Source organism: Streptomyces lichenis, assembly GCF_023218175.1.
Taxonomy (GTDB): domain Bacteria; phylum Actinomycetota; class Actinomycetes; order Streptomycetales; family Streptomycetaceae; genus Streptomyces; species Streptomyces lichenis.
The window spans coordinates 101669-120684 of sequence record NZ_JALPTH010000002.1 but is presented as its reverse complement, the minus strand read 5'-3'; the positions used below and the strand labels follow the sequence as shown (position 1 = coordinate 120684).

Genomic DNA, 19016 nt, shown 5'->3' with positions numbered 1-19016 from the left:
GGCATGTACGGCTGGATCTGGCGGCACCTGCCGGGCAACGCGTGGGTACGGGCGCTGATCTCGCTCGTCCTGGCCCTGGCGGTCGTCTATGTGCTCTTCCAGTATGTGTTCCCCTGGGCGGAGCCTCTGCTTCCGTTCAACGATGTGACGGTGGACGGTCAGTGAGCGCGCGCATTCTCGTCGTCGACAACTACGACAGCTTCGTCTTCAACCTGGTCCAGTACCTCTACCAGCTCGGCGCCGAGTGCGAGGTCCGGCGGAACGACGAGGTCGAGGTCCACCACGCGCAGGACGGCTTCGACGGGGTGCTGCTCTCCCCGGGCCCCGGCATCCCCGAGGAGGCCGGGGTCTGCGTGGACATGGTCCGGCACTGCGCCGACACCGGGGTGCCCGTCTTCGGCGTCTGCCTCGGCATGCAGTCGATGGCGGTGGCGTACGGCGGAGTGGTCGACCGGGCGCCGCAGCTGCTGCACGGCAAGACCTCCCCCGTCGTCCACGGCGGGCAGGGCGTCTTCGCCTCGCTGCCCTCCCCGTTCACCGCCACCCGCTACCACTCGCTGGCCGCCGAGCCCGCGGCGCTGCCGGCCGCGTTGGAGGTCACCGCGCGCACCGAGGACGGCATCATCATGGGGCTGCGCCACCGCGATCTGCCGGTGGAGGGCGTGCAGTTCCACCCCGAGTCCGTGCTCACCGAGCACGGGCACCTGATGCTCGCCAACTGGCTCGCCCAGTGCGGCGACACCGGCGCGGTCGCCCGGTCGGCAGGGCTCGCGCCGGTGGTGGGCAAGGCCGTCGCGTGACCACCCCGCGCCGCCCGGGACACGGCGGCGGTACGGGACCGGGCGGCGGCGGTACGGAATCGGGCGGCGGTGAGCCGGGCGGCCACCACTCGCCCTGGTTCCGGGCGGCCAACCTGCCGGAGCAGCCGGGACCACCCGAGCAGGCCGCGCCACGGGACCGGACGGCGCGAACAGAGCGCGTCGAGCCCGCCGAGCCCGCGCGGCCACGGCTCCGGGCGGAACGGGACGGGGCGCGCGGCCGCCTCCCCGGGCCGCTGCCCCCGGAGGCCCCGCCCCCGCGGACCAGCAGCCCCGAGCCCCCGGCCACCGGGGGCCGCGCCGAGCGCCGCCGGGCGGCCAAGGCCCGCGGCAGACGCGGCGCCGGCCACCGGGCCGCCCCCGGCGGGGGGAGATCCGCCGGACGGCACTCGGCGGCCCCGGGAGCGGCCGGGGGCGGCGGGCGCCCGCTGACCCGGGTGGAGGCGCGCAGGGCCGCCCGCGCCCGCAAGGACAGCGTGGGCGTGGTGGCCAGCCGGGTGGCGGGCGAGCTGTTCATCACCTTCGGGGTGGTGATGCTGCTCTTCGTCACGTACCAGCTCTGGTGGACCAACGTCCGCGCGGGCATCCAGGCGGACCAGGCCAAGAGGGGCATCGAGAACGCCTGGGCCGAGGGCCGCAAGCCGGGCGCCTTCGAACCCGGCCAGGGCTTCGCCATCATGTACCTGCCGACGCTGGACGTGGTGGTGCCGATCGCCGAGGGCATCGACAAGGAACGCGTCCTGGACCGCGGCATGGTCGGCCACTACGCCGAGGGCCGGCTGAGGACCGCGATGCCCTCCGACCGCCAGGGCAACTTCGCCGTCGCCGGCCACCGCAACACCCACGGCGAGCCGTTCCGCTACATCAACCGGCTGCGCCCGGGCGACCCGATCGTGGTCGAGACCCAGGACACGTACTACACCTACGAGATGGCGAGCATCCTGCCGCAGACCGAGCCGTCCGACGTCTCGGTCATCGACCCGGTGCCCGCGGGCTCCGGCTTCACCGGCCCCGGCCGCTACCTCACCCTGACCACCTGCACCCCGGAGTTCACCAGTACGTACCGCATGATCGTGTGGGGCAAGATGGTCGAGGAACGGCCGCGCAGCAAGGGCAAACCGGACGCGCTCGTGAGCTGACGATTCGAGACGGGACAGATGTAGTGGCACGTGCGCGCAACCGGATCGCCGGCGCCGTCAGCGTCTTCGGCGAACTGCTGATCACGGCGGGGGTGCTGATGGGGCTGTTCGTCGTCTACTCGCTGTGGTGGACCAACGTCCTGGCCGACCGGGAGGCCGGCCGCCAGGGCGACCGGGTCCGCGACAGCTGGGCGGCCGAGGGCCCCGCCGCCGGGCCGGGCGCCCTGGACACCGGAGAGGGCATCGGCTTCCTGCACGTACCGGCGATGGGCGGCGGCGAGGTGCTGGTCCGCAAGGGCACCACCCCGGAGATCCTCAACGACGGCGTGGCCGGCTACTACACCGACCCGCTCGCCTCCGCCCTACCCAAGGACCCGCAGGGCAACTTCACCCTGGCCGCGCACCGCGACGGGCACGGCGCCAAGTTCCACAACATCCACAAGCTGCGCGACGGGGACGCGATCGTCTTCGAGACCCGGGACACCTGGTTCGTCTACAAGGTCTACAAGACGCTGCCGGAGACCTCGAAGTACAACACCGAGGTGCTGCGGCCGGTGCCCAAGGAGTCCGGCAGGACCGCGCCCGGCCGCTACATCACCCTGACGACCTGCACCCCGGTCTACACCTCGGACTACCGCTACATCGTCTGGGGCGAGCTGGAGCGCACCGAGAAGGTGGACGCGGACCGCACCCCGCCCGAGGAGCTGCGCGCCTCCTGACGGCCCGTCCGCTGTTTCGGGGAACGGCAGAGCCCCGGCGTCCGCATTCGGCGGGTGCCGGGGCTCTCAGGTGTCCGTCAGCGGACCTCGCGGGAGACGACCGCGGAGGGGCCGCCGAAGAGGTTGATGCCCCCGTCCCCGTCCCCGTTGCCACCGTCCTGGCCGCCGTTGCCGCCGTTCTGACCGCCGTCCTGGCCGCCGTTCTGGCCCCCGTTGCCGCCGCCCTGGCAGCCCAGGGTGGTCAGCGTGACCGTGGTGGCCGCCGGGTCGACCTGCGTCCCGGCCTGCGGGTCGCTGCCGGTGACGAGGGCGTTGTCGTCGGCCGGGCAGCCCGGGGCGACCTGGACGTTGGTGAAACCGGCCTGCTGGAGGGTCTGCTTGGCCTGCCCGAGCCGCTGCGGGACGACGTTCGGCACCGGCTTCTGGGTGGGCGTGGGCGTCTGCGGGCCCTTGGACACCTGGAGGGTGACCTTGCTGCCCTTGGGGGCGCGGGAGTTGCCCCGCGGGTCCTGGGCGGTGACCTCGCCGGCCGGCTTGTCGGAGTCCACGTCCGAGCGGGCCACTTCAAAGCCCAGCGTCTCCAGCTGGCTCTTGGCCGCGTCGAACTGCGAACCGGTGACCGCCGGGACCGTCTCCCGGGCCTGCCGCGAGATGGTGATGACGACCTCGCTGCCCTTCTCGGCCTCGGTGCCGCCCTCCGGGCTCTGCTCGATGACCTCGCCCGGGTCCGCGTCGGACTCCTTCTGCTCCACGCTGACGTCGAAGCCCTGCGCCTTGAGGTTCTGGGTGGCCGTCTGCTGCGACTGCTCCATCACATTGGGCACCTGGACCTTGGGCGAGCCCTCGGAGACCACCACCGTGATGGTCTCGCCCTTGTCCATCGTCCCGGACTCGGGCGTCTGGGAGCAGACCGAGCCCTTGGGCTGGTCGCAGCGGTCGGTGCCGTTCTCCTGGAGCTTGACGCCCGCGGTCTCGGCCTGCGAGCGGGCCTGGGCCAGCGGCTTGCCGACCACCTGGGGCACGCTGATCTGCTCGCTGCCGCCACCGCCGCCGCCGTCGTCGCTGTTGAAGACGACCCGGCCGATCAGGATCGCGCCGACCAGCACCATGATCCCGGCCAGCACCAGCAGGATGGTCGAGGTGTTGGACTTCTTCTGCCGGCGGCGGCCCCGCTCGTCGTAGCCGAAGCCGCCGTCGTCCGGGTTCATCGGGGGCAGCATCGAGGTCTGGCCCGCCGGGTCGGCGCCCTGGCCCTCGTCGTGGCCGTAGCCGCCGTAGCCGGCCGGGACGCCGAGCGCGGCGGTCGCGGCCACCGGCTGGCCGTCGAGGCAGGCCTCGATGTCGGCGCGCATCTCGTCGGCCGACTGGTAGCGGTAGTCGGGGTCCTTGACCAGCGCCTTGAGGACGATGGCGTCCATCTCGGGCGTGATCTCGGGGTCGAAGTTGCTCGGCGGCTGCGGCTCCTCGCGTACGTGCTGGTACGCGACGGCCACCGGGGAGTCGCCGACGAACGGCGGACGCACGGTCAGCAGCTCGTACAGCAGGCAGCCGGTGGAGTACAGGTCGGACCGGGCGTCCACCTGCTCGCCCTTGGCCTGCTCGGGGGAGAGGTACTGGGCGGTGCCGATGACCGCGGAGGTCTGGGTCATCGTCATCCCGGCGTCGCCCATCGCGCGGGCGATGCCGAAGTCCATGACCTTGACCTGGCCGGTGCGGGTCAGCATCACGTTGGCCGGCTTGATGTCGCGGTGCACGATGCCGGCCCGGTGCGAGTACTCCAGCGCCTGGAGGATGCCGACGGTCATCTCCATCGACCGCTCGGGCAGCAGCTTGCGGCCCGAGTGCAGCAGCTCCCGGAGGGTGGAGCCGTCGACGTACTCCATCACGATGTACGGGATGGAGATGTTGTCGACGTAGTCCTCGCCGGTGTCGTAGACCGCGACGATCGCCGGGTGGTTGAGCGAGGCGGCCGACTGGGCCTCACGGCGGAACCGGGCCTGGAAGGACGGGTCGCGGGCGAGGTCGGCCCGGAGCGTCTTCACGGCGACGGTGCGGCCGAGCCGGGTGTCGTGGGCGAGGTAGACCTCCGCCATGCCACCGCGGCCGAGCACCGAGCCCAGCTCGTACCGGCCGCCGAGGCGACGCGGCTCTTCCATAACTGATCCAGCCCTCTCCGTCAGTCCCGACCGCGCACCCCTGTGTGTGGTCCGGCGGTGTGCTGTCCGGGCATACGCTACCGGCCGCGGCCGGCCGGCCCGTCCGTGGCCGCCACCTGATACGGGACCGGTACACGCGGGTGCGGACCGGGCGCCGGGGTGGTACGTCGCGCCGCCTTCCGGGGCTCACGCCCCGACGGGCGCCGTCACTTGCCGTCGAGCACCGCCTTCATCACGTCCTTGGCGATGGGGCCGGCCAGGCCGCCGCCGCTGATGTCCTCACGGGCGACGGCGGAGGAGTCCTCGACGATGACGGCGACCGCCACCGGGGAGCCCTGGTCGGTCTTGGCGTAGGAGATGAACCAGGCGTACGGGCGGGCCTTGTTCTGCTCGCCGTGCTGCGCGGTGCCGGTCTTGCCGCCGACCCTGGCGCCCTCGATGCCGGCGCTCTTGCCGGTGCCGTTCTCGACGACGTTCTCCATCATCCGCTGCACCAGCTGGGCGGTCTCCGCGGACATCGGCCGGTCCATCTCCTCCGGCTCGTGCTTCTCCAGCAGGTCGACGTCGGGGGAGCGCAGCTCGTCCACCATGTACGGCTTCATCAGCTTGCCGTCGTTGGCGATCGCGGCCGTCACCATCGCCATCTGGAGGGGCGTGGTGGCGGTGTTGAACTGGCCGATGGAGGACTGGGCGTTGCCGTCCCGGGACATGGTCTTGTCGTAGACGGAGGCGGCGGCCCGGACCGGGGTGTCGATCTCCGGGTTGTTGAAGCCGAACTTCTCGGCCATCTCCACCATCTTGTCCCGCCCGACCGCGTCGCCGAGCTTGGCGAACACCGAGTTGCAGGACACCTCCAGCGCCTGGTTGAGCGAGGCGTTCTCGCAGCCGGAGGCGTGGTTCTTCATCGGGATGCGGGTGCCGGGCAGGATGTACGGCTCGGGGGTGTCGGTCGGCGCGTCGATGTCCTTGACCACGCCGTTCTCCAGCGCGGCGGCGGCGGTGAGCACCTTGAACGTGGACCCGGGCGGGTAGATCTCGCGCAGCGCCCGGTTGAGCATGGGCTTGTCCTTGTCCTTGTCCAGCCGCTGGAAGTTGCCGGCCTCCTCCTGGGAGAAGCCGGCGGCGAAGGACGAGGGGTCGTAGGACGGGGTGGAGACCAGGGCGAGGATCTTGCCGGTGGACGGCTCGATCGCGGCGACCGCGCCCTTCTTGTCACCGAGCCCCTTGAACGCGGCCCGCTGGGCGGCCCCGTTGAGGGTGGTGATGACATCGCCGCCCTTCTTCTTCTCACCCGTGAACATGGCCAGGGTGCGGTCGAAGAACAGCTGGTCGTCGTTGCCGGTGAGGATGCCGTCTTCCAGCTTCTCGATCTGGTTGGCGCCGAACGCCTGGGAGGCGTACCCGGTGACCGGGGCCCACATCGCCCCGTCGCTGTAGGTGCGCTTGTAGACGAAGTAGTTGGAGTCCGTCCTCACCGAGCCGGTGATCGGCTTGCCGTCCACCACGATGTTGCCGCGCGGGCTGGCGTACCGCTCGATGACCACCCGCTGGTTGTACTTGTGCGAGCTGAGCTCGTCGGCGCGGACGTACTGGACCCAGTTGTCCCGGACGAGCAGGGCGAGGACGAGCAGCCCGCAGAAGATCGCGATATGGCGCAGCGGCTTGTTCACGGGCGGACCACCTGGGTCATCTCGGCGTCGGGTGACGGGGCGGGCGCCGGGGCGGGGCGGCGCGCGGTGTCGCTGATACGGATGAGGATGGCGATCAGCGCCCAGTTGGCGATCACCGAGGAGCCGCCGTAGGCGAGGAACGGCATGGTCATACCGGTCAGCGGGATGAGCCCCATCACGCCGCCGGCGACGACGAAGACCTGGAGCGCGAAGGCGCCGGACAGGCCGGTCGCCAGCAGCTTGCCGAACGGGTCGCGGGCGGCCAGCGCGGTGCGGATGCCGCGCTCCACGATCAGCCCGTACAGCAGCAGGAAGGCCATCACCCCGGTGAGGCCCAGCTCCTCGCCGACGGTGGCGAAGATGAAGTCGGAGTTGGCGGCGAAGCCGATCAGGTCGGAGTCGCCCTGGCCGAGGCCGGTGCCCAGGGTGCCGCCGGAGCCGAAGGACAGCAGCACCTGCGCCATCTGCTGGCAGGCGTTGGAGTCCGCGTAGCAGGAGCCGAACGGGTCCGCCCAGGCGTCCACCCGGGACTGGACGTGGCCGGCGAAGGAGGCCACGCCGACCGCGCCGCCGACGGCCATCAGCAGGCCCATCACGATCCAGCTGGTGCGCTCGGTGGCGACGTACAGCATGACCACGAACATGCCGAAGAACAGCAGCGAGGTGCCGAGGTCGTTCTCGAAGACCAGGATCAGCAGGCTGACGGCCCAGATCATCAGGATCGGGCCGAGGTCGCGGCCGCGCGGCAGGTACAGCCCCATGAAGCGGCGGCTGGCCAGCGCCAGCGCGTCCCGCTTCACCATCAGGTAGCCGGAGAAGAACACCGCGATGATGATCTTGGCGAACTCGCCGGGCTGGATGGAGAAGCCGGCCACCCGGATCCAGATCTTGGCGCCGAAGCTGTCGGTGCCGAGCCCCGGCACCAGCGGCAGCAGCAGCAGGACGATGGCGGCCATCATCGAGATGTAGGTGTAGCGCTGGAGCACCCGGTGGTCCTTGAGCAGGACCAGCACGCCGAGGAAGAGCGCCACGCCCATCGCCGAGTACAGCAGCTGGGTGGGGGCGTCCGGGCTGAAGCTGCCGTAGACCCGCTTGGAGGTGGAGATCAGCCGCGGGGACTGGTCCAGCCGCCAGATCAGCACCAGGCCGAGGCCGTTGAGCAGGGTCGCCAGCGGCAGCAGCAGCGGGTCGGCGTACCGGGCGAACCGCCGCACCAGCAGATGCGCGATCCCGGCCAGCAGGCCGAGCCCGATCCCGTAGCCGAGCATCCCGGCGGGGACCTTGCCGTCCAGGGCGAGGCCCACGTTCAGGTACGCGAACACCGGGATGGCGACGGCGAAGCCGAGCAGCGCCAGCTCGGTGTTGCGGCGGCTCGGCAGATCGATCGCGCCGATGGTGGTCGTGTTGGTGACAACGCTCATGGTGGTGAAAGGCCCCCCTACGGGTGCGTTAGCTCTTGCCGCAGTTCGGGGCCAGCTTCTGCTCCTCGTCCGAGAGGGTGGGGCCCGGGCTCGGAGGGGGCGTGCTGGTGCTGGGCTTGGGCGACGGGGACGGCGAGGGGCTCGGGGCCTGGGGCAGACCGGTGATGCCGCCCGCCTGGCCCTCGCCGGGCGGCGGGGTGCTCGCGGCCCGCTCGCCGGCCTCCCGGCGCTCCTCCTGCTTGCGGCAGGCGGACGCCTGGAGACCGAGCGCGTCGACCTTGTCCTGCGCCTTGGCGAGGCTGCCGCCGGCGATGGTCTCCTCGACCTGCTTGCGCTGGTAGTCCGGGAGGTACTTGAGTTCGATCTCGGGGTGGTCCTTCTCCACCTCGGAGAGCGAGAACCACGCCAGGTCCTGGCTGATGCCGCGGTAGAGCGCGACATGCTCGTCCTTGGTGCCGACGTAGAACTGGGTCTGCGTCCAGCGCCAGCCGCCGTACAGGGCGCCGCCGACCACGGCGAGCGCGAGGACCGCGTAGAACGATCTCTTCAGCCACCTGCGGCCGCCGCGCTTCTTGTGGAAGTCCTCCTCGGAGTACGACTCGAAGCCGTCCTGCGGCGGCATCCCGCCGTAGCCGAGGTCCTCGCCGCTGCCGGGCGGGCCGAAGTTGCCCCGGGGGGCCGGCGGGGGCGCCTGGCGGCCCAGCCCGGAGGCGCGGCCGGCCGGGGTCTGCATGGCGCCGTCGTCGCCGAGCTGGGTCTGCGTCTCGGCGACCGCGCCGACGACCACCGGGGTGTCGCTGAGCTGCCCGGCCAGGGTGTCCCCGCCGTCGGTGTCCAGCACATCAGCGATGATCACGGTGATGTTGTCCGGGCCGCCGCCGCGCAGGGCGAGCTGGATCAGGTCCTGGACGGTCTCCTGCGGGCCCTGGTAGCTGGCGAGGGTCTCCTCCATCGTCTGGTGGGAGACCACGCCGGACAGGCCGTCGGAGCAGATCAGATAGCGGTCGCCGGCCCGCACCTCGCGGATGGACAGGTCCGCCTCGACATGGTCGGCGCTGCCCAGCGCGCGCATCAGCAGGGCGCGCTGCGGGTGGGTGGTGGCCTCCTCCTCGGTGATCCGGCCCTCGTCCACCAGCCGCTGCACCCAGGTGTGGTCCTGGGTGATCTGGGTGAGGACGCCGTCCCGCAGCAGATAGGCGCGGGAGTCGCCGACATGCACCAGGCCGAGGCGCTGACCGGTCCACAGCAGGGCGGTGAGCGTGGTGCCCATGCCCTCCAGCTGCGGGTCCTCCTCGACCATCAGCCGCAGCTGCTCGTTGGCCCGCTGCACCGCGGTGCCGAGCGAGGTGAGCAGGTCGCTGCCGGGCACGTCGTCGTCGAGCGTGACCAGCGTGGAGATCACCTCGGAGGAGGCGACCTCGCCGGCGGCCTGGCCGCCCATGCCGTCGGCGATCGCGAGCAGCCGGGGACCGGCGTAGCCGGAGTCCTCGTTGCCCTCGCGGATCATGCCCTTGTGCGATCCGGCGGCGAAGCGCAGTGACAGACTCATGCGCACCTCGCCAGTCGGCTCCGGGTACAGCCGGTCTCGCGCCACACTGCCCACCCTCCGGTCGGGAGCCGGTGGCCGGTGCCGGTGCCGCCCGCGGGACGGGTCACGCCGGCCGGCTCAGCTGCGGCTCGCTCGCTCCGCTCGCGCCTACTCATGATGTAGCACTACTTCCGCAGCTCGATGACGGTCTTGCCGATGCGGATCGGCGCGCCCAGCGGAACGGGCGTCGGGGTGGTGAGCCGGGTCCGGTCGAGATACGTGCCGTTGGTGGACCCGAGATCCTCGACGATCCACTGGCCGTCACGGTCCGGGTAGATCCTGGCATGCCTGCTGGACGCGTAGTCGTCGTCCAGGACGATCGTGGAGTCATGGGCGCGGCCCAGGGTGATCGTCTGGCCCTGGAGGGCCACCGTGGTGCCCGTGAGGGTGCCCTCGGAGACGACCAGCTTGGTCGGCGCCCCGCGCCGCTGGCGGCCGGACTGCTGCTGGCGCTGCGGCGGCGGCGCGGCGGCCTGCCGTCCCGCGCCGGACTGCTGTTGCGGCCGGGTCGCGGTGTCCCGGCGCGAACCGCGCTGGGTCACCCGCGTCCCGAACAGGTCGCTGCGGATGACCTGGACGGCCACGATGACGAACAGCCACAGTACGGCGAGGAAACCCAACCGCATGACCGTGAGGGTCAGCTCTGACATTGCCCCCGCTTCACCCTTCGGCTTGCCGGTAAACGATGGTGGTGCTGCCCACGACGATCCGCGAGCCGTCGCGGAGCGTAGCGCGGGTGGTGTGCTGCCCGTCCACCACGATGCCGTTGGTGGACCCGAGATCCGCGATCGTCGAGGGCGTTCCGGTCCGGATCTCGCAGTGTCGGCGGGAGACGCCGGGGTCGTCGATCCGCACATCGGCGTCGGTGCTGCGGCCCAGCACCAGCGTCGGGCGGGAGATCTGGTGGCGGGTGCCGTTGATCTCGATCCAGCGGCGCGTCTGGGCGCCGGGTGCCGCGGCCGGCGGGCGGCCGGCGGCTCCGGGGCGGCCCGCCCCGGGAGGTGCGGACGGCATGGGCGGAGGAGCCCCGCCGGGGCCGCCCGAGGGCGGGGACGCCGGCGGATGGCCGTACCCGGCGCGGGCCTGGCCGCCACCGGCGGCCGGGGAATCGGCGGACTGTGACGTACTCGACGCCAGGGTGCGGCTGCGCACCCGGTACAGCCCGGTGTCCAGGTCCTCGGCCTTCTCCAGGTGGACCTTGATCGGCCCCATGAAGGTGTACCGCTGCTGCTTGGCGTAGTCCCGGACCAGGCCGGCCAACTCGTCGCCGAGCTGGCCGGAGTAGGGGCTCAGCCGCTCGTAGTCGGGGGTGCTGAGCTCCACGATGAAGTCGTTGGGCACCACCGTGCGGTCGCGGTTCCAGATCGAGGCGTTGTTGTCGCACTCGCGCTGGAGGGCTCCCGCGATCTCGACGGGCTGGACCTCGGACTTGAACACCTTGGCGAAGGTGCCGTTGACCAGACCTTCGAGACGCTGCTCGAAACGCTTCAGGACTCCCATGGGGCACCTCCTCCGTCGTTGCCGCACCTGTACTGCTTACTGATCGTATCCACGCGTCGGGAAATCGGCTGGTTCCCCTTCTCTGGCCTGTGGATAAGTGTCACCTCTCACAGGGATCGTAGAGGTGCCCTCCTGACAGTGTCCCGCACCGCGGAAGGGCCCGGGGGGACGGTACCGGCGACGGATCCCGCCCGCAGCCCACCTCCTCCGGGACCCGCCCGGTACGAGCCGGAACCGCGTCCGCTCCCGTCCCGGCGGGGGCCCGCACCGGCCGTGCTCCGCGCGACAGTGCTCCCCGGCGCTGAACGGTGTCGATCGGTGTCGATCGGCGTGCTCGGTGCTCCATGTCTCCCTGTCCCCTCCTCTCCCGAGGAGGAGGTACGAGCGCGGATGGGGCGCGGTGCGCCGGTGTGGCCGCCCGACCCTCCCCCGTCCCCCCTTCTCCCTGTTCCGGCGGGGAGTGGCCGAAACAAACGGATGTGAACCCACCCTCCGGGCCGTGCTAATGTTCAGGTGTCGCCAGGGGACGCCGCCGGAAACGGCGGAGAAACCAAGCAAGCAACACCCAATGCGCGGGTGGCGGAATAGGCAGACGCGCTGGATTCAGGTTCCAGTGCCCGAAAGGGCGTGGGGGTTCAACTCCCCCCTCGCGCACAGCAAGGCTACGGCCGGCATCGTCAACACGGTGTCGGCCGTAGCTGTTTGTGCGTCCGGGTGGCCATGTGGTCATGAGGCTGTGAGGTGGGCCTCAGAGGCTCGGTGTCTCGGCTTCTCCAGGCAACGGTCGTCCACAGGTCTGGGACGGATCGCGCCCCGGCGGTACCTTCGGGGACGAACACCGGTACGGCGTGCGGCCGGGGCGGCGGACGTGGAACGGGGGACCCCATGGGGCTTGACGGCGAGCACGGCGGCGAGGAGCGCGCCGGGCGCGAGGGCGTCACGGACGGTAGCGGCGGCGGTGTCGACGGTGGCGGTCCCGGCGGCGGCAGGGCCGATGGCGGTGGCAGCGGCCGGATCCCCACCGTGCCCGGCTTCGCCACGGCCAAGCTCCGCCCCTACGGACCGGTGGGCGCCCCGGCGCACCCTTCCCCCTCCTCCTCCCCCTCCCCGAAGAAGCGCGGCAAGGCGCTGCGGGAGCGGGTGCCGCGGTCCGCGCACGGGACGTTGCCCGAAGCGGGCACGGGGCGGCCGGACGCGGTGCGGGCGGTGGAGGAGTCCAACCGGGGCCGCGTGCCCGAGCTGGCGCCGATACGGGTGGGCCGGATGACCGCCAGCCCGTTCGCCTTCCTGCGGGGGGCGGCCGGGCTGATGGGGTACGACCTGGCGGCGACGCCGGTCACCGGGGTCGCCGCGCAGCTCTGCGGCGACGCCCATGCGGCCAACTTCGGGCTGTACGGCGACGCCCGCGGCCGGCTGGTCGTCGACCTGAACGACTTCGACGAGACGGTGGCCGGGCCCTGGGAGTGGGACCTCAAGCGGCTGACCACCTCACTGGTGCTGGCCGGGCGGGCCGGCGGGGTGGACGAGGACGTGTGCCGGTCCGCCGCCTTCGACGCGGCCGGGGCCTACCGGCGCACCATGCGGCTGCTGGCCAGGCTGCCGGTGCTGGACGCGTGGAACGCCATCGCCGACGAGGAGTTGGTGTCTCACACCGACGCGCGGGATCTGCTGGGCACCCTGGAGCGGGTCTCCGAGAAGGCCCGCAACAACACCAGCGCCCGGTTCGCCGCCAAGTCGACGGAGGAGTGCGAGGACGGGGGCCGCCGCTTCACCGAGGCCCCTCCGGTGCTGCGCCGGGTGCCGGACGCCGAGGCCGCCGCGGTCGCCGCCGCGCTGGGCGAGTACCGGACCACGCTGCCCGAGGACCGGCTGCCGCTGCTCGCCCGGTACGCGATCCACGATGTCGCCTTCCGGGTGGTGGGCACCGGCAGCGTCGGCACCCGGTCGTATGTGGTGCTGCTGCTGGACCACCGCGGCGAGCCGCTGGTGCTCCAGGTGAAGGAGGCGCGGCCGTCGGCCCTGCTGCCCTATCTGCCCGGTGCCGGGTTCAAGGTGGCGGACGTGGCGCACGAGGGGCAGCGGGTGGTGCTGGGGCAGAAGCGGATGCAGGTGGTCAGCGACAACCTGCTGGGCTGGACGACGGTCGAGGGCCGTCCGTACCAGGTGCGGCAGTTCCGCAACCGCAAGGGGAGCGTGGACCCGGCGGCGCTGTCGGCGGAGGAGCTGGACGACTACGGGCGGATGACCGGGGCGCTGCTGGCCCGGGCGCACGCCCACAGCGCCGACCCCCGGCTGCTGGCCGGGTACTGCGGGAAGAACGAGGAGCTGGACGAGGCGATGGCGGACTTCGCCGTGGCCTACGCGGACCGGACCGAGGCGGACCACGCCGACCTGGTGGCCGCGGTCAGGGACGGCCGGGTCGCCGCCGAGGCGGGGGTGTGAGGCGTCGGCTTCCGGGTGGGGTTCGAGGCGGGGGCGTCGGGGCCGGTGGGTGAGGCGGGCCCTGGGTGGGGCGGGCGGCGGCGGTGCGGGTCGGTGGTCCACGCGGCGGCGGTACGGGCCGTGCTGAGGTACGGGGCACCGGGGCAGGCCGGTGGCCCGGCGGGTCCGGCGGTCCGGGGCGGGTGCGGCCCGGGTGGGCGGGTGGCGGACGGTGACGGGTGAGGCGGGATCGCCCGTACGCTGGTCGGGTGACGACCTCGAACGACGACGCCACCGTGCCCACCGACCACCACCGTGCCGACGGTGGCCCCGAGCAGTCGGGGCGGCCCGAGGAGCGCCTGGAACGGGCGGTGCGGGCGGCCGAGCAGGCGCTGATCGAGTTCGAGATCGCGGTGGAGACCTTCCGGGTCGAGGTGGAGAACTTCTCCCGGCTGCACCACCAGAAGCTCGGCCCGATGTACTCGCGGCTGGACGAGCTGGACGCGCTGATCGCGGAGGCCCGGGCGGCCCGCAGCGGTGACCCCGAGGACCTGCGCCAGGCCAGGGAGGCCCGGGAACGGGTGATGCCGATGCCCGGGGTGGACGAGCTGTTCCACGGCTGGATGGACTCCGACGGGCTCTCGGCCGAGGCGGACGCGATGCTCACCGGCCGGCCGGTGCAGCCGCCCAAACGGGTCCGCCCGAGCGAGGAGGTCCGCAAGCTCTACCGGGAGCTGGCGCGTGCCGCCCACCCCGACCTGGCGCGGGAGGAGGCCGAGCGGCAGCGGCGCGAGGAGTTCATCACCCGGGTCAACGCGGCCTACGCGCGCGGTGACGAGGGCCTGCTGCGGGAGCTGGCCGCCGAGTGGGCGGCCGGCCCGGCCCCGGCGGCCCCGGAGCTGACCGCCGCGGAGGAGCTCTACGCCCGGCTGGAGTGGCTGGCCCGGCGCAAGGAGATGCTCACCGGGGCGGCCCGCGAGCTGGAGGAGAGCGCCATCGGAGCGATGCTGCGGATGGCCCCGGACGACCCGGACCGGCTGCTGGAGGAGATCGCCGAGCAGCTGCTCGCCCAGGTCGCCGAGCGCGAGGCGGAGCTGGCGGGACTGGCGGACTAGCCGGTGTCGGCTACGTTCTCCCTGTGACCCGGCGGGGCCGTGCGCGGACCGGCGGGCGGGCCGACCGGTGGACGAGAGAGGTATCCGCAGATGAGTTTTCCGACCCTGCCCACGGTGGACGCGGTCTCCGTGCCGGCCGACGGGCTGGTCCTGGACGTCCGGGAGTCCGACGAGTGGGCGGCCGGCCATGTCGAGGGCGCGCTGCATGTGCCGATGAGCGACTTCGTGGCCCGCTTCGGTGAGGTGACCGAGGCCGTCGCGGACGGGCGCCGGGCCTATGTGATGTGCCGGGTGGGCGGCCGGTCGGCCCAGGTGACCCAGTACCTGGTGCAGCAGGGCATCGACGCGGTGAACGTCGACGGCGGCATGCTCGCCTGGGACGGCGCCGGCCGCCCCATGGTCACCGACAATGGCAGCCAGGCCTTCGTCCTCTGAGGACACCCGGGACGAGGCCCTGATGTCGGGCTGACGCAGCCCCGCGCCCAGGGCGACGGCCGGGCCGGTGCGGTCGCGTCCGAGGGGTCGCCGGGGCGGCTGAGTGGTCGCGTCTGAGGCGTCCGGGAACCTGTCGGCCAGGTGGTGCCGTGAGCGTCTGGGTGCCGCTTGGCGCGGGCAGTCCGGGCCCCGGCCTGTGCCGGCGGGTGCCGCCGGCGAGTGCCGCCCGGGGGCGGAGGCCGTTCGGCGTGCGCGATCCGGGGCCCGGCCCCTTGGGCCCGGCCCGTTGGGCGGGGCCGCCGAACGGCTGGGTGGCGCCTCGGCCGGTGCGGCCCCGCGCGAGCGGAGTCTCAGCGGTCGAAGTCCAGCTCGACCTCCGGGGTGGTGGCGTGCGACTGGCAGGCCAGGACGTATCCCGCGTCGGTCTCCTCGGGCTCCAGCGCGTAGTTGCGCTCCATGCGGACCTCGCCGGCGACCAAGAAGGCCCGGCAGGTGCCGCAGACGCCGCCCTTGCAGGCGTACGGGGCGTCCGAGCGGGCGCGCAGCACCGTCTCCAGCAGGGACTCGCCCTCCTGGACCGGCCAGCTGCCCGAGCGGCCGTCGAGGGTGGCGGTCAGCTTCGCGGGGGCGGTCAGCGCGGCGGCGGACGCGGCAGGGGCGGCGGTCTGGCCGTCGTCCACGTGGAAGATCTCCTGGTGGATCCTGGCCCGGTCCACCCCGAGGCCGCGCAGGGCCTGTTCGGCGCCCTGGACCAGTCCGAACGGCCCGCACAGATACCAGCCGTCCACCTCGCCCAGCGGCAGCAGCGCGGGCAGCAGCCCGGTCAGCCGCTCCTCATCGAGCCGGCCCGAGGGCAGCCCGGACTGCTGCTCCTCCCGGGAGAGCACGGTGACCAGCTGGAAGCGGCCGGGGAAGCGGTCCTTCAGGTCGGCGACCTCGTCCAGGAACATGGTCGAGGCGGCCGTGCGGTCGCTGCGGACCAGATGGAAGCGGGCCTCCGGCTCCCGGGCCAGCAGGGTGGCGGCGATGGAGAGCACCGGGGTGATCCCGCTGCCGCCGACGATCGCGGCGAACCGGCCGGGGCGGGGCGCCAGGGTGAAGCGGCCCATCGGCTCCATCACCTCGACGGTGTCCCCGGCGATCAGCTCCTTGATCGCGTAGGTCGAGAAGGCCCCGCCGTCCACCAGCCGGATGCCCACCCGCAGCACCGGGGCCTCGCCCTCGGCGGCCGCCGGGGAGCAGATCGAGTAGGTCCGGCGCGCCTCCGCCTCGCCGCCGCCCGACGGCCGCCGCAGGGTGATGTGCTGGCCGGGGGTGTGGCGGAACGCGGTGTGCAGCGCGGGCGGCAGGGCGAAGGTCACCGCGACCGCGTCGTCGGTGAGCCGCTCGACCTCGCTGACCCGGAGCGCATGGAACATCTACAACTCCTTGAAGTGGTCGAACGGTTCACGGCAGTCGGTGCAGCGGCGCAGCGCCTTGCAGGCGGTGGAGGAGAACCGGCTCAGCAACTCGGTCCGCGCGGAGCCGCAGTTGGGGCAGCGGATGCCCAGGGAGAGCGGCACCGGCCCGGCCGGGCCCTGCGGCCGGGGCGGGGCTATGCCGTGCTCGGCGAGCTTGCGCCGGCCTTCGGCGGTGATGTCGTCGGTGGACCAGGCCGGGCTGAGCACGGTGACCACCGAGACCTCGGGCACGCCGTGCCGGTGGAGCACCTGCTCGATGTCGGCGGACATGGCCTCGATGGCCGGGCAGCCGGTGTAGGTGGGGGTGAGCTCCACCCGGACCTCGCCGGGGGCGAGCACCCGTACCGAGCGGACCACACCGAGGTCGTGCAGGCTGAGCACCGGCAGCTCGGGGTCGGGGACGGACCCGGCCAGCCGGGTCAGCTCCTCCTCCAGCGGGGTCGGCGCGGTGCCGGTCACCATGTCGCACCCGGGTGGCTGCGGTGCAGGTGCTGCATCTCGGCGAGCATCCGGCCGAAGGACTCGGTGTGCAAGCCCTGGCGGCCCGCCCCGGCCCGCCAGGCGCCGGTGCGCGGGCCGTCCGGGACGGTGAGGGTGGCCCGGTCGAGCACCGCCGTCACCGAGGACAGCCAGTCGGCCTCCAGCTCGGCCCAGTCGACGCCGTCGAGACCGGGCAGCGGCTGGAACAGCTCGCCGGTGAAGCGCCACAGCGCGTCCACCGCCGCCTGCGTCCGGCGGTGGCTCTCCTCCGTCCCGTCGCCGAGCCGCAGCGTCCACTGCTCGGCGTGGTCCTGGTGGTAGGCGACCTCCTTGACGGCCTTGGCCGCCAGCCCGCCCAGACCGCCGTCGCCGGTGCCCTCGCCGGCGGCCGCCGCGATCCTGCCGTACAGCAGCCGCTGGTAGGTGGAGAAGTACAGCTGGCGGACGATGGTGGCGGCGAAGTCGCCGCCTGGCTGCTCGGTCAACTGGGCGTTGCGGAAGGCGCGCTCCTCGCGGAGGTAGGCGAGCTCGTCCTCGTCCCCGACCAGGGAGAGCAGCACCCGGGCCTGGCCGAGGAGGTCCAGCGCGATGTTGGCGAGGGCCACCTCCTCCTCCAGCTCCGGGGCGTGCCCGGCCCACTCGGCCAGCCGGTGGGAGAGCACCAGGGCGTCGTCCCCGAGGGCCAGTGCCGCCGCGGTGGCCAGCCCTTCCGGGGAGGTGGTGGAGGCGGTCGCCGGGTCGGTCGTCACAGGTGCTGCACCCCCTCGGGGATCTCGTAGAACGTCGGGTGCCGGTAGGGCTTGTCGGCGGCCGGCTCGAAGAAGGGGTCCTTCTCGTCCGGGGAGGAGGCGGTGATCGCCGTGGAGGGCACCACCCAGAGCGAGACGCCCTCGCTGCGCCGGGTGTAGAGGTCGCGGGCGTTGCGCAGGGCCATCGCGGCGTCCGGGGCGTGCAGGCTGCCGGCGTGGGTGTGGGACAGTCCGCGGCGCGAGCGCACGAACACCTCCCACAGCGGCCAGTCGCTGGTGGTCATCCCGTCGCCTCCCGGTGCTTGGCCGCGTACGCCGCCGCTGCCTGCCTGACCCAGGCGCCGTCCTCGTGGGCGCGGCGGCGCTGGGTGATCCGCTGTTCGTTGCACGGGCCGTTGCCCTTGAGGACCTCGCGGAACTCGCTCCAGTCGATGGCGCCGAAGTCGTGCTGGCCGCGCTCCTCGTTCCACTTCAGGTCCGGGTCGGGCAGGGTCAGGCCGAGGGCCTTCGCCTGCGGCACGCAGATGTCGACGAAGCGCTGGCGCAGCTCGTCGTTGGAGTGCCGCTTGATCTTCCAGGCCATCGACTGCGCCGAGTGCGCGGACTCGTCGTCCGGCGGGCCGAACATCATCAGCGAGGGCCACCACCAGCGGTCCACCGCGTCCTGGGCCATTGCGTGCTGCTCGGGGGTGCCGCGGGAGAGAGCGAGCAGCGACTCGTACCCCTGGCGCTGGTGGAAGGACTCCTCCTTGCAGACCCGGATCATCGCCCGGGCGTAGGGCCCGTAGGAGCAGCGGCACAGCGGCACCTGGTTGGTGATCGCGGCACCGTCCACCAGCCAGCCGATCGCGCCGACGTCGGCCCAGGTCAGGGTGGGGTAGTTGAAGATCGAGGAGTATTTCTGGCGGCCGCTGTGCAGCTTGTCCAGCAGCTCGTCGCGGCTGGCGCCGAGGGTCTCGGCGGCGCTGTAGAGGTAGAGCCCGTGGCCGGCCTCGTCCTGCACCTTCGCCATCAGGATGGCCTTGCGGCGCAGTGAGGGGGCCCGGGTGATCCAGTTCGCCTCGGGCTGCATGCCGATGATCTCGCTGTGCGCGTGCTGGGCGATCTGCCGGACGAGCGTCGCCCGGTAGGCCTCGGGCATCCAGTCGCGCGGCTCGATCCGCTCGTCCGCTGCCACGGCGGCATCGAACACCGCCTCGTACGCCTGAGGCGCCTTGTGCGCATCCGCTGTCACTGCCGTCATCGGACCCCCTGCCGACCGATCGTTCGGTTGAATGACTTCAATGGTCGGTCGGCGGCCCGTAAGGTGTCAACCCTGTGGATAACTCCGATGGGCCATTGGCGT

At 72.5% G+C, this 19016-nt stretch carries 18 protein-coding genes and 1 tRNA gene; 8 read left to right on the top strand and 11 right to left on the bottom strand.

Annotated elements, in window-relative coordinates; genetic code table 11:
- Nucleotides 1-3 precede the first annotated feature (3 nt).
- The 4 genes from M1O15_RS02230 to M1O15_RS02215 are packed head-to-tail and all read left to right on the top strand — an operon-like array spanning nucleotide 4 to nucleotide 2676.
- Nucleotides 4-165, top strand: a complete 162-nt coding sequence (locus M1O15_RS02230) for a hypothetical protein (protein ID WP_189549781.1) — start codon at nucleotides 4-6, stop codon at nucleotides 163-165.
- A complete protein-coding gene (locus tag M1O15_RS02225; protein ID WP_248631441.1) occupies nucleotides 162-800 on the top strand; it encodes an aminodeoxychorismate/anthranilate synthase component II in 639 nt (212 codons plus the stop codon). The genes M1O15_RS02230 and M1O15_RS02225 overlap by 4 nt, the downstream gene beginning before the upstream one ends.
- Nucleotides 797-1957: a class E sortase gene (locus M1O15_RS02220; RefSeq protein ID WP_372499336.1), complete on the top strand. Its 1161-nt coding sequence runs from the start codon at nucleotides 797-799 to the stop codon at nucleotides 1955-1957. Before M1O15_RS02225 ends, M1O15_RS02220 begins: the two co-directional genes overlap by 4 nt.
- A gap of 23 nt (nucleotides 1958-1980) precedes the next feature.
- On the top strand, nucleotides 1981-2676 hold the full coding sequence (locus M1O15_RS02215; RefSeq protein WP_248631440.1) for a class E sortase: 696 nt from the start codon (nucleotides 1981-1983) through the stop codon (nucleotides 2674-2676).
- Nucleotides 2677-2753: 77 nt separating this feature from the next.
- On the opposite strand, the gene pknB is transcribed toward M1O15_RS02215, so the two are convergent.
- The 6 genes from pknB to M1O15_RS02185 form a co-directional block, all read right to left on the bottom strand.
- Nucleotides 2754-4832 (bottom strand): Stk1 family PASTA domain-containing Ser/Thr kinase, encoded by a 2079-nt coding sequence (gene pknB, locus M1O15_RS02210; RefSeq protein ID WP_248631439.1) that lies wholly within the window; start codon nucleotides 4830-4832, stop codon nucleotides 2754-2756.
- 206 nt (nucleotides 4833-5038) lie between these two features.
- Entirely contained in the window at nucleotides 5039-6502 is a 1464-nt protein-coding gene (locus tag M1O15_RS02205) for a peptidoglycan D,D-transpeptidase FtsI family protein (RefSeq protein WP_248631438.1), read from the bottom strand.
- The gene (locus tag M1O15_RS02200; RefSeq protein WP_248631437.1) at nucleotides 6499-7923 is read right to left on the bottom strand and encodes an FtsW/RodA/SpoVE family cell cycle protein; all 1425 of its coding nucleotides are present in this window, start codon (nucleotides 7921-7923) and stop codon (nucleotides 6499-6501) included. The genes M1O15_RS02205 and M1O15_RS02200 overlap by 4 nt, the downstream gene beginning before the upstream one ends.
- 28 nt (nucleotides 7924-7951) lie before the next feature.
- Complete coding sequence (locus tag M1O15_RS02195) at nucleotides 7952-9472, bottom strand: Stp1/IreP family PP2C-type Ser/Thr phosphatase (RefSeq protein WP_248631436.1); 1521 nt, start codon at nucleotides 9470-9472, stop codon at nucleotides 7952-7954.
- Nucleotides 9473-9636: 164 nt separating this feature from the next.
- Nucleotides 9637-10161: an FHA domain-containing protein FhaB/FipA gene (locus M1O15_RS02190; protein ID WP_248631435.1), complete on the bottom strand. Its 525-nt coding sequence runs from the start codon at nucleotides 10159-10161 to the stop codon at nucleotides 9637-9639.
- A gap of 10 nt (nucleotides 10162-10171) precedes the next feature.
- On the bottom strand, nucleotides 10172-11011 hold the full coding sequence (locus tag M1O15_RS02185) for an FHA domain-containing protein (protein ID WP_248631434.1): 840 nt from the start codon (nucleotides 11009-11011) through the stop codon (nucleotides 10172-10174).
- A gap of 570 nt (nucleotides 11012-11581) precedes the next feature.
- Here M1O15_RS02185 and M1O15_RS02180 point away from each other — a divergent pair.
- The 4 genes from M1O15_RS02180 (at nucleotide 11582) to M1O15_RS02165 (ending at nucleotide 14982) form a co-directional block, all read left to right on the top strand.
- Nucleotides 11582-11665, top strand: a tRNA-Leu gene (locus tag M1O15_RS02180).
- Nucleotides 11666-11896: 231 nt separating this feature from the next.
- Complete coding sequence (locus M1O15_RS02175; protein ID WP_248631433.1) at nucleotides 11897-13453, top strand: DUF2252 domain-containing protein; 1557 nt, start codon at nucleotides 11897-11899, stop codon at nucleotides 13451-13453.
- A gap of 275 nt (nucleotides 13454-13728) precedes the next feature.
- Nucleotides 13729-14547 carry a hypothetical protein gene (locus tag M1O15_RS02170; protein WP_248631688.1) on the top strand — a complete coding sequence of 273 codons (819 nt, stop codon included), beginning with the start codon at nucleotides 13729-13731 and terminating at the stop codon, nucleotides 14545-14547.
- Between the two features lie 90 nt (nucleotides 14548-14637).
- Nucleotides 14638-14982, top strand: a complete 345-nt coding sequence (locus tag M1O15_RS02165; protein ID WP_248631432.1) for a rhodanese-like domain-containing protein — start codon at nucleotides 14638-14640, stop codon at nucleotides 14980-14982.
- A 350-nt stretch (nucleotides 14983-15332) separates the two neighbouring features.
- Here the strand turns inward: M1O15_RS02165 and M1O15_RS02160 are convergent, their stop codons facing one another.
- The 5 genes from M1O15_RS02160 to paaA are packed head-to-tail and all read right to left on the bottom strand — an operon-like array spanning nucleotide 15333 to nucleotide 18914.
- Nucleotides 15333-16400, bottom strand: a complete 1068-nt coding sequence (locus M1O15_RS02160) for a 2Fe-2S iron-sulfur cluster-binding protein (RefSeq protein WP_248631431.1) — start codon at nucleotides 16398-16400, stop codon at nucleotides 15333-15335.
- Entirely contained in the window at nucleotides 16401-16904 is a 504-nt protein-coding gene (paaD, locus tag M1O15_RS02155) for a 1,2-phenylacetyl-CoA epoxidase subunit PaaD (RefSeq protein ID WP_248631430.1), read from the bottom strand.
- Nucleotides 16898-17671, bottom strand: coding sequence for a 1,2-phenylacetyl-CoA epoxidase subunit PaaC (gene paaC / locus M1O15_RS02150; RefSeq protein WP_248631429.1), 774 nt, complete (start codon nucleotides 17669-17671; stop codon nucleotides 16898-16900). The genes paaD and paaC overlap by 7 nt, the downstream gene beginning before the upstream one ends.
- Nucleotides 17668-17955, bottom strand: a complete 288-nt coding sequence (paaB, locus tag M1O15_RS02145) for a 1,2-phenylacetyl-CoA epoxidase subunit PaaB (protein WP_248631428.1) — start codon at nucleotides 17953-17955, stop codon at nucleotides 17668-17670. Before paaB ends, paaC begins: the two co-directional genes overlap by 4 nt.
- Nucleotides 17952-18914, bottom strand: a complete 963-nt coding sequence (paaA, locus tag M1O15_RS02140; protein ID WP_248631427.1) for a 1,2-phenylacetyl-CoA epoxidase subunit PaaA — start codon at nucleotides 18912-18914, stop codon at nucleotides 17952-17954. Before paaA ends, paaB begins: the two co-directional genes overlap by 4 nt.
- Nucleotides 18915-19016: the final 102 nt, after the last annotated feature.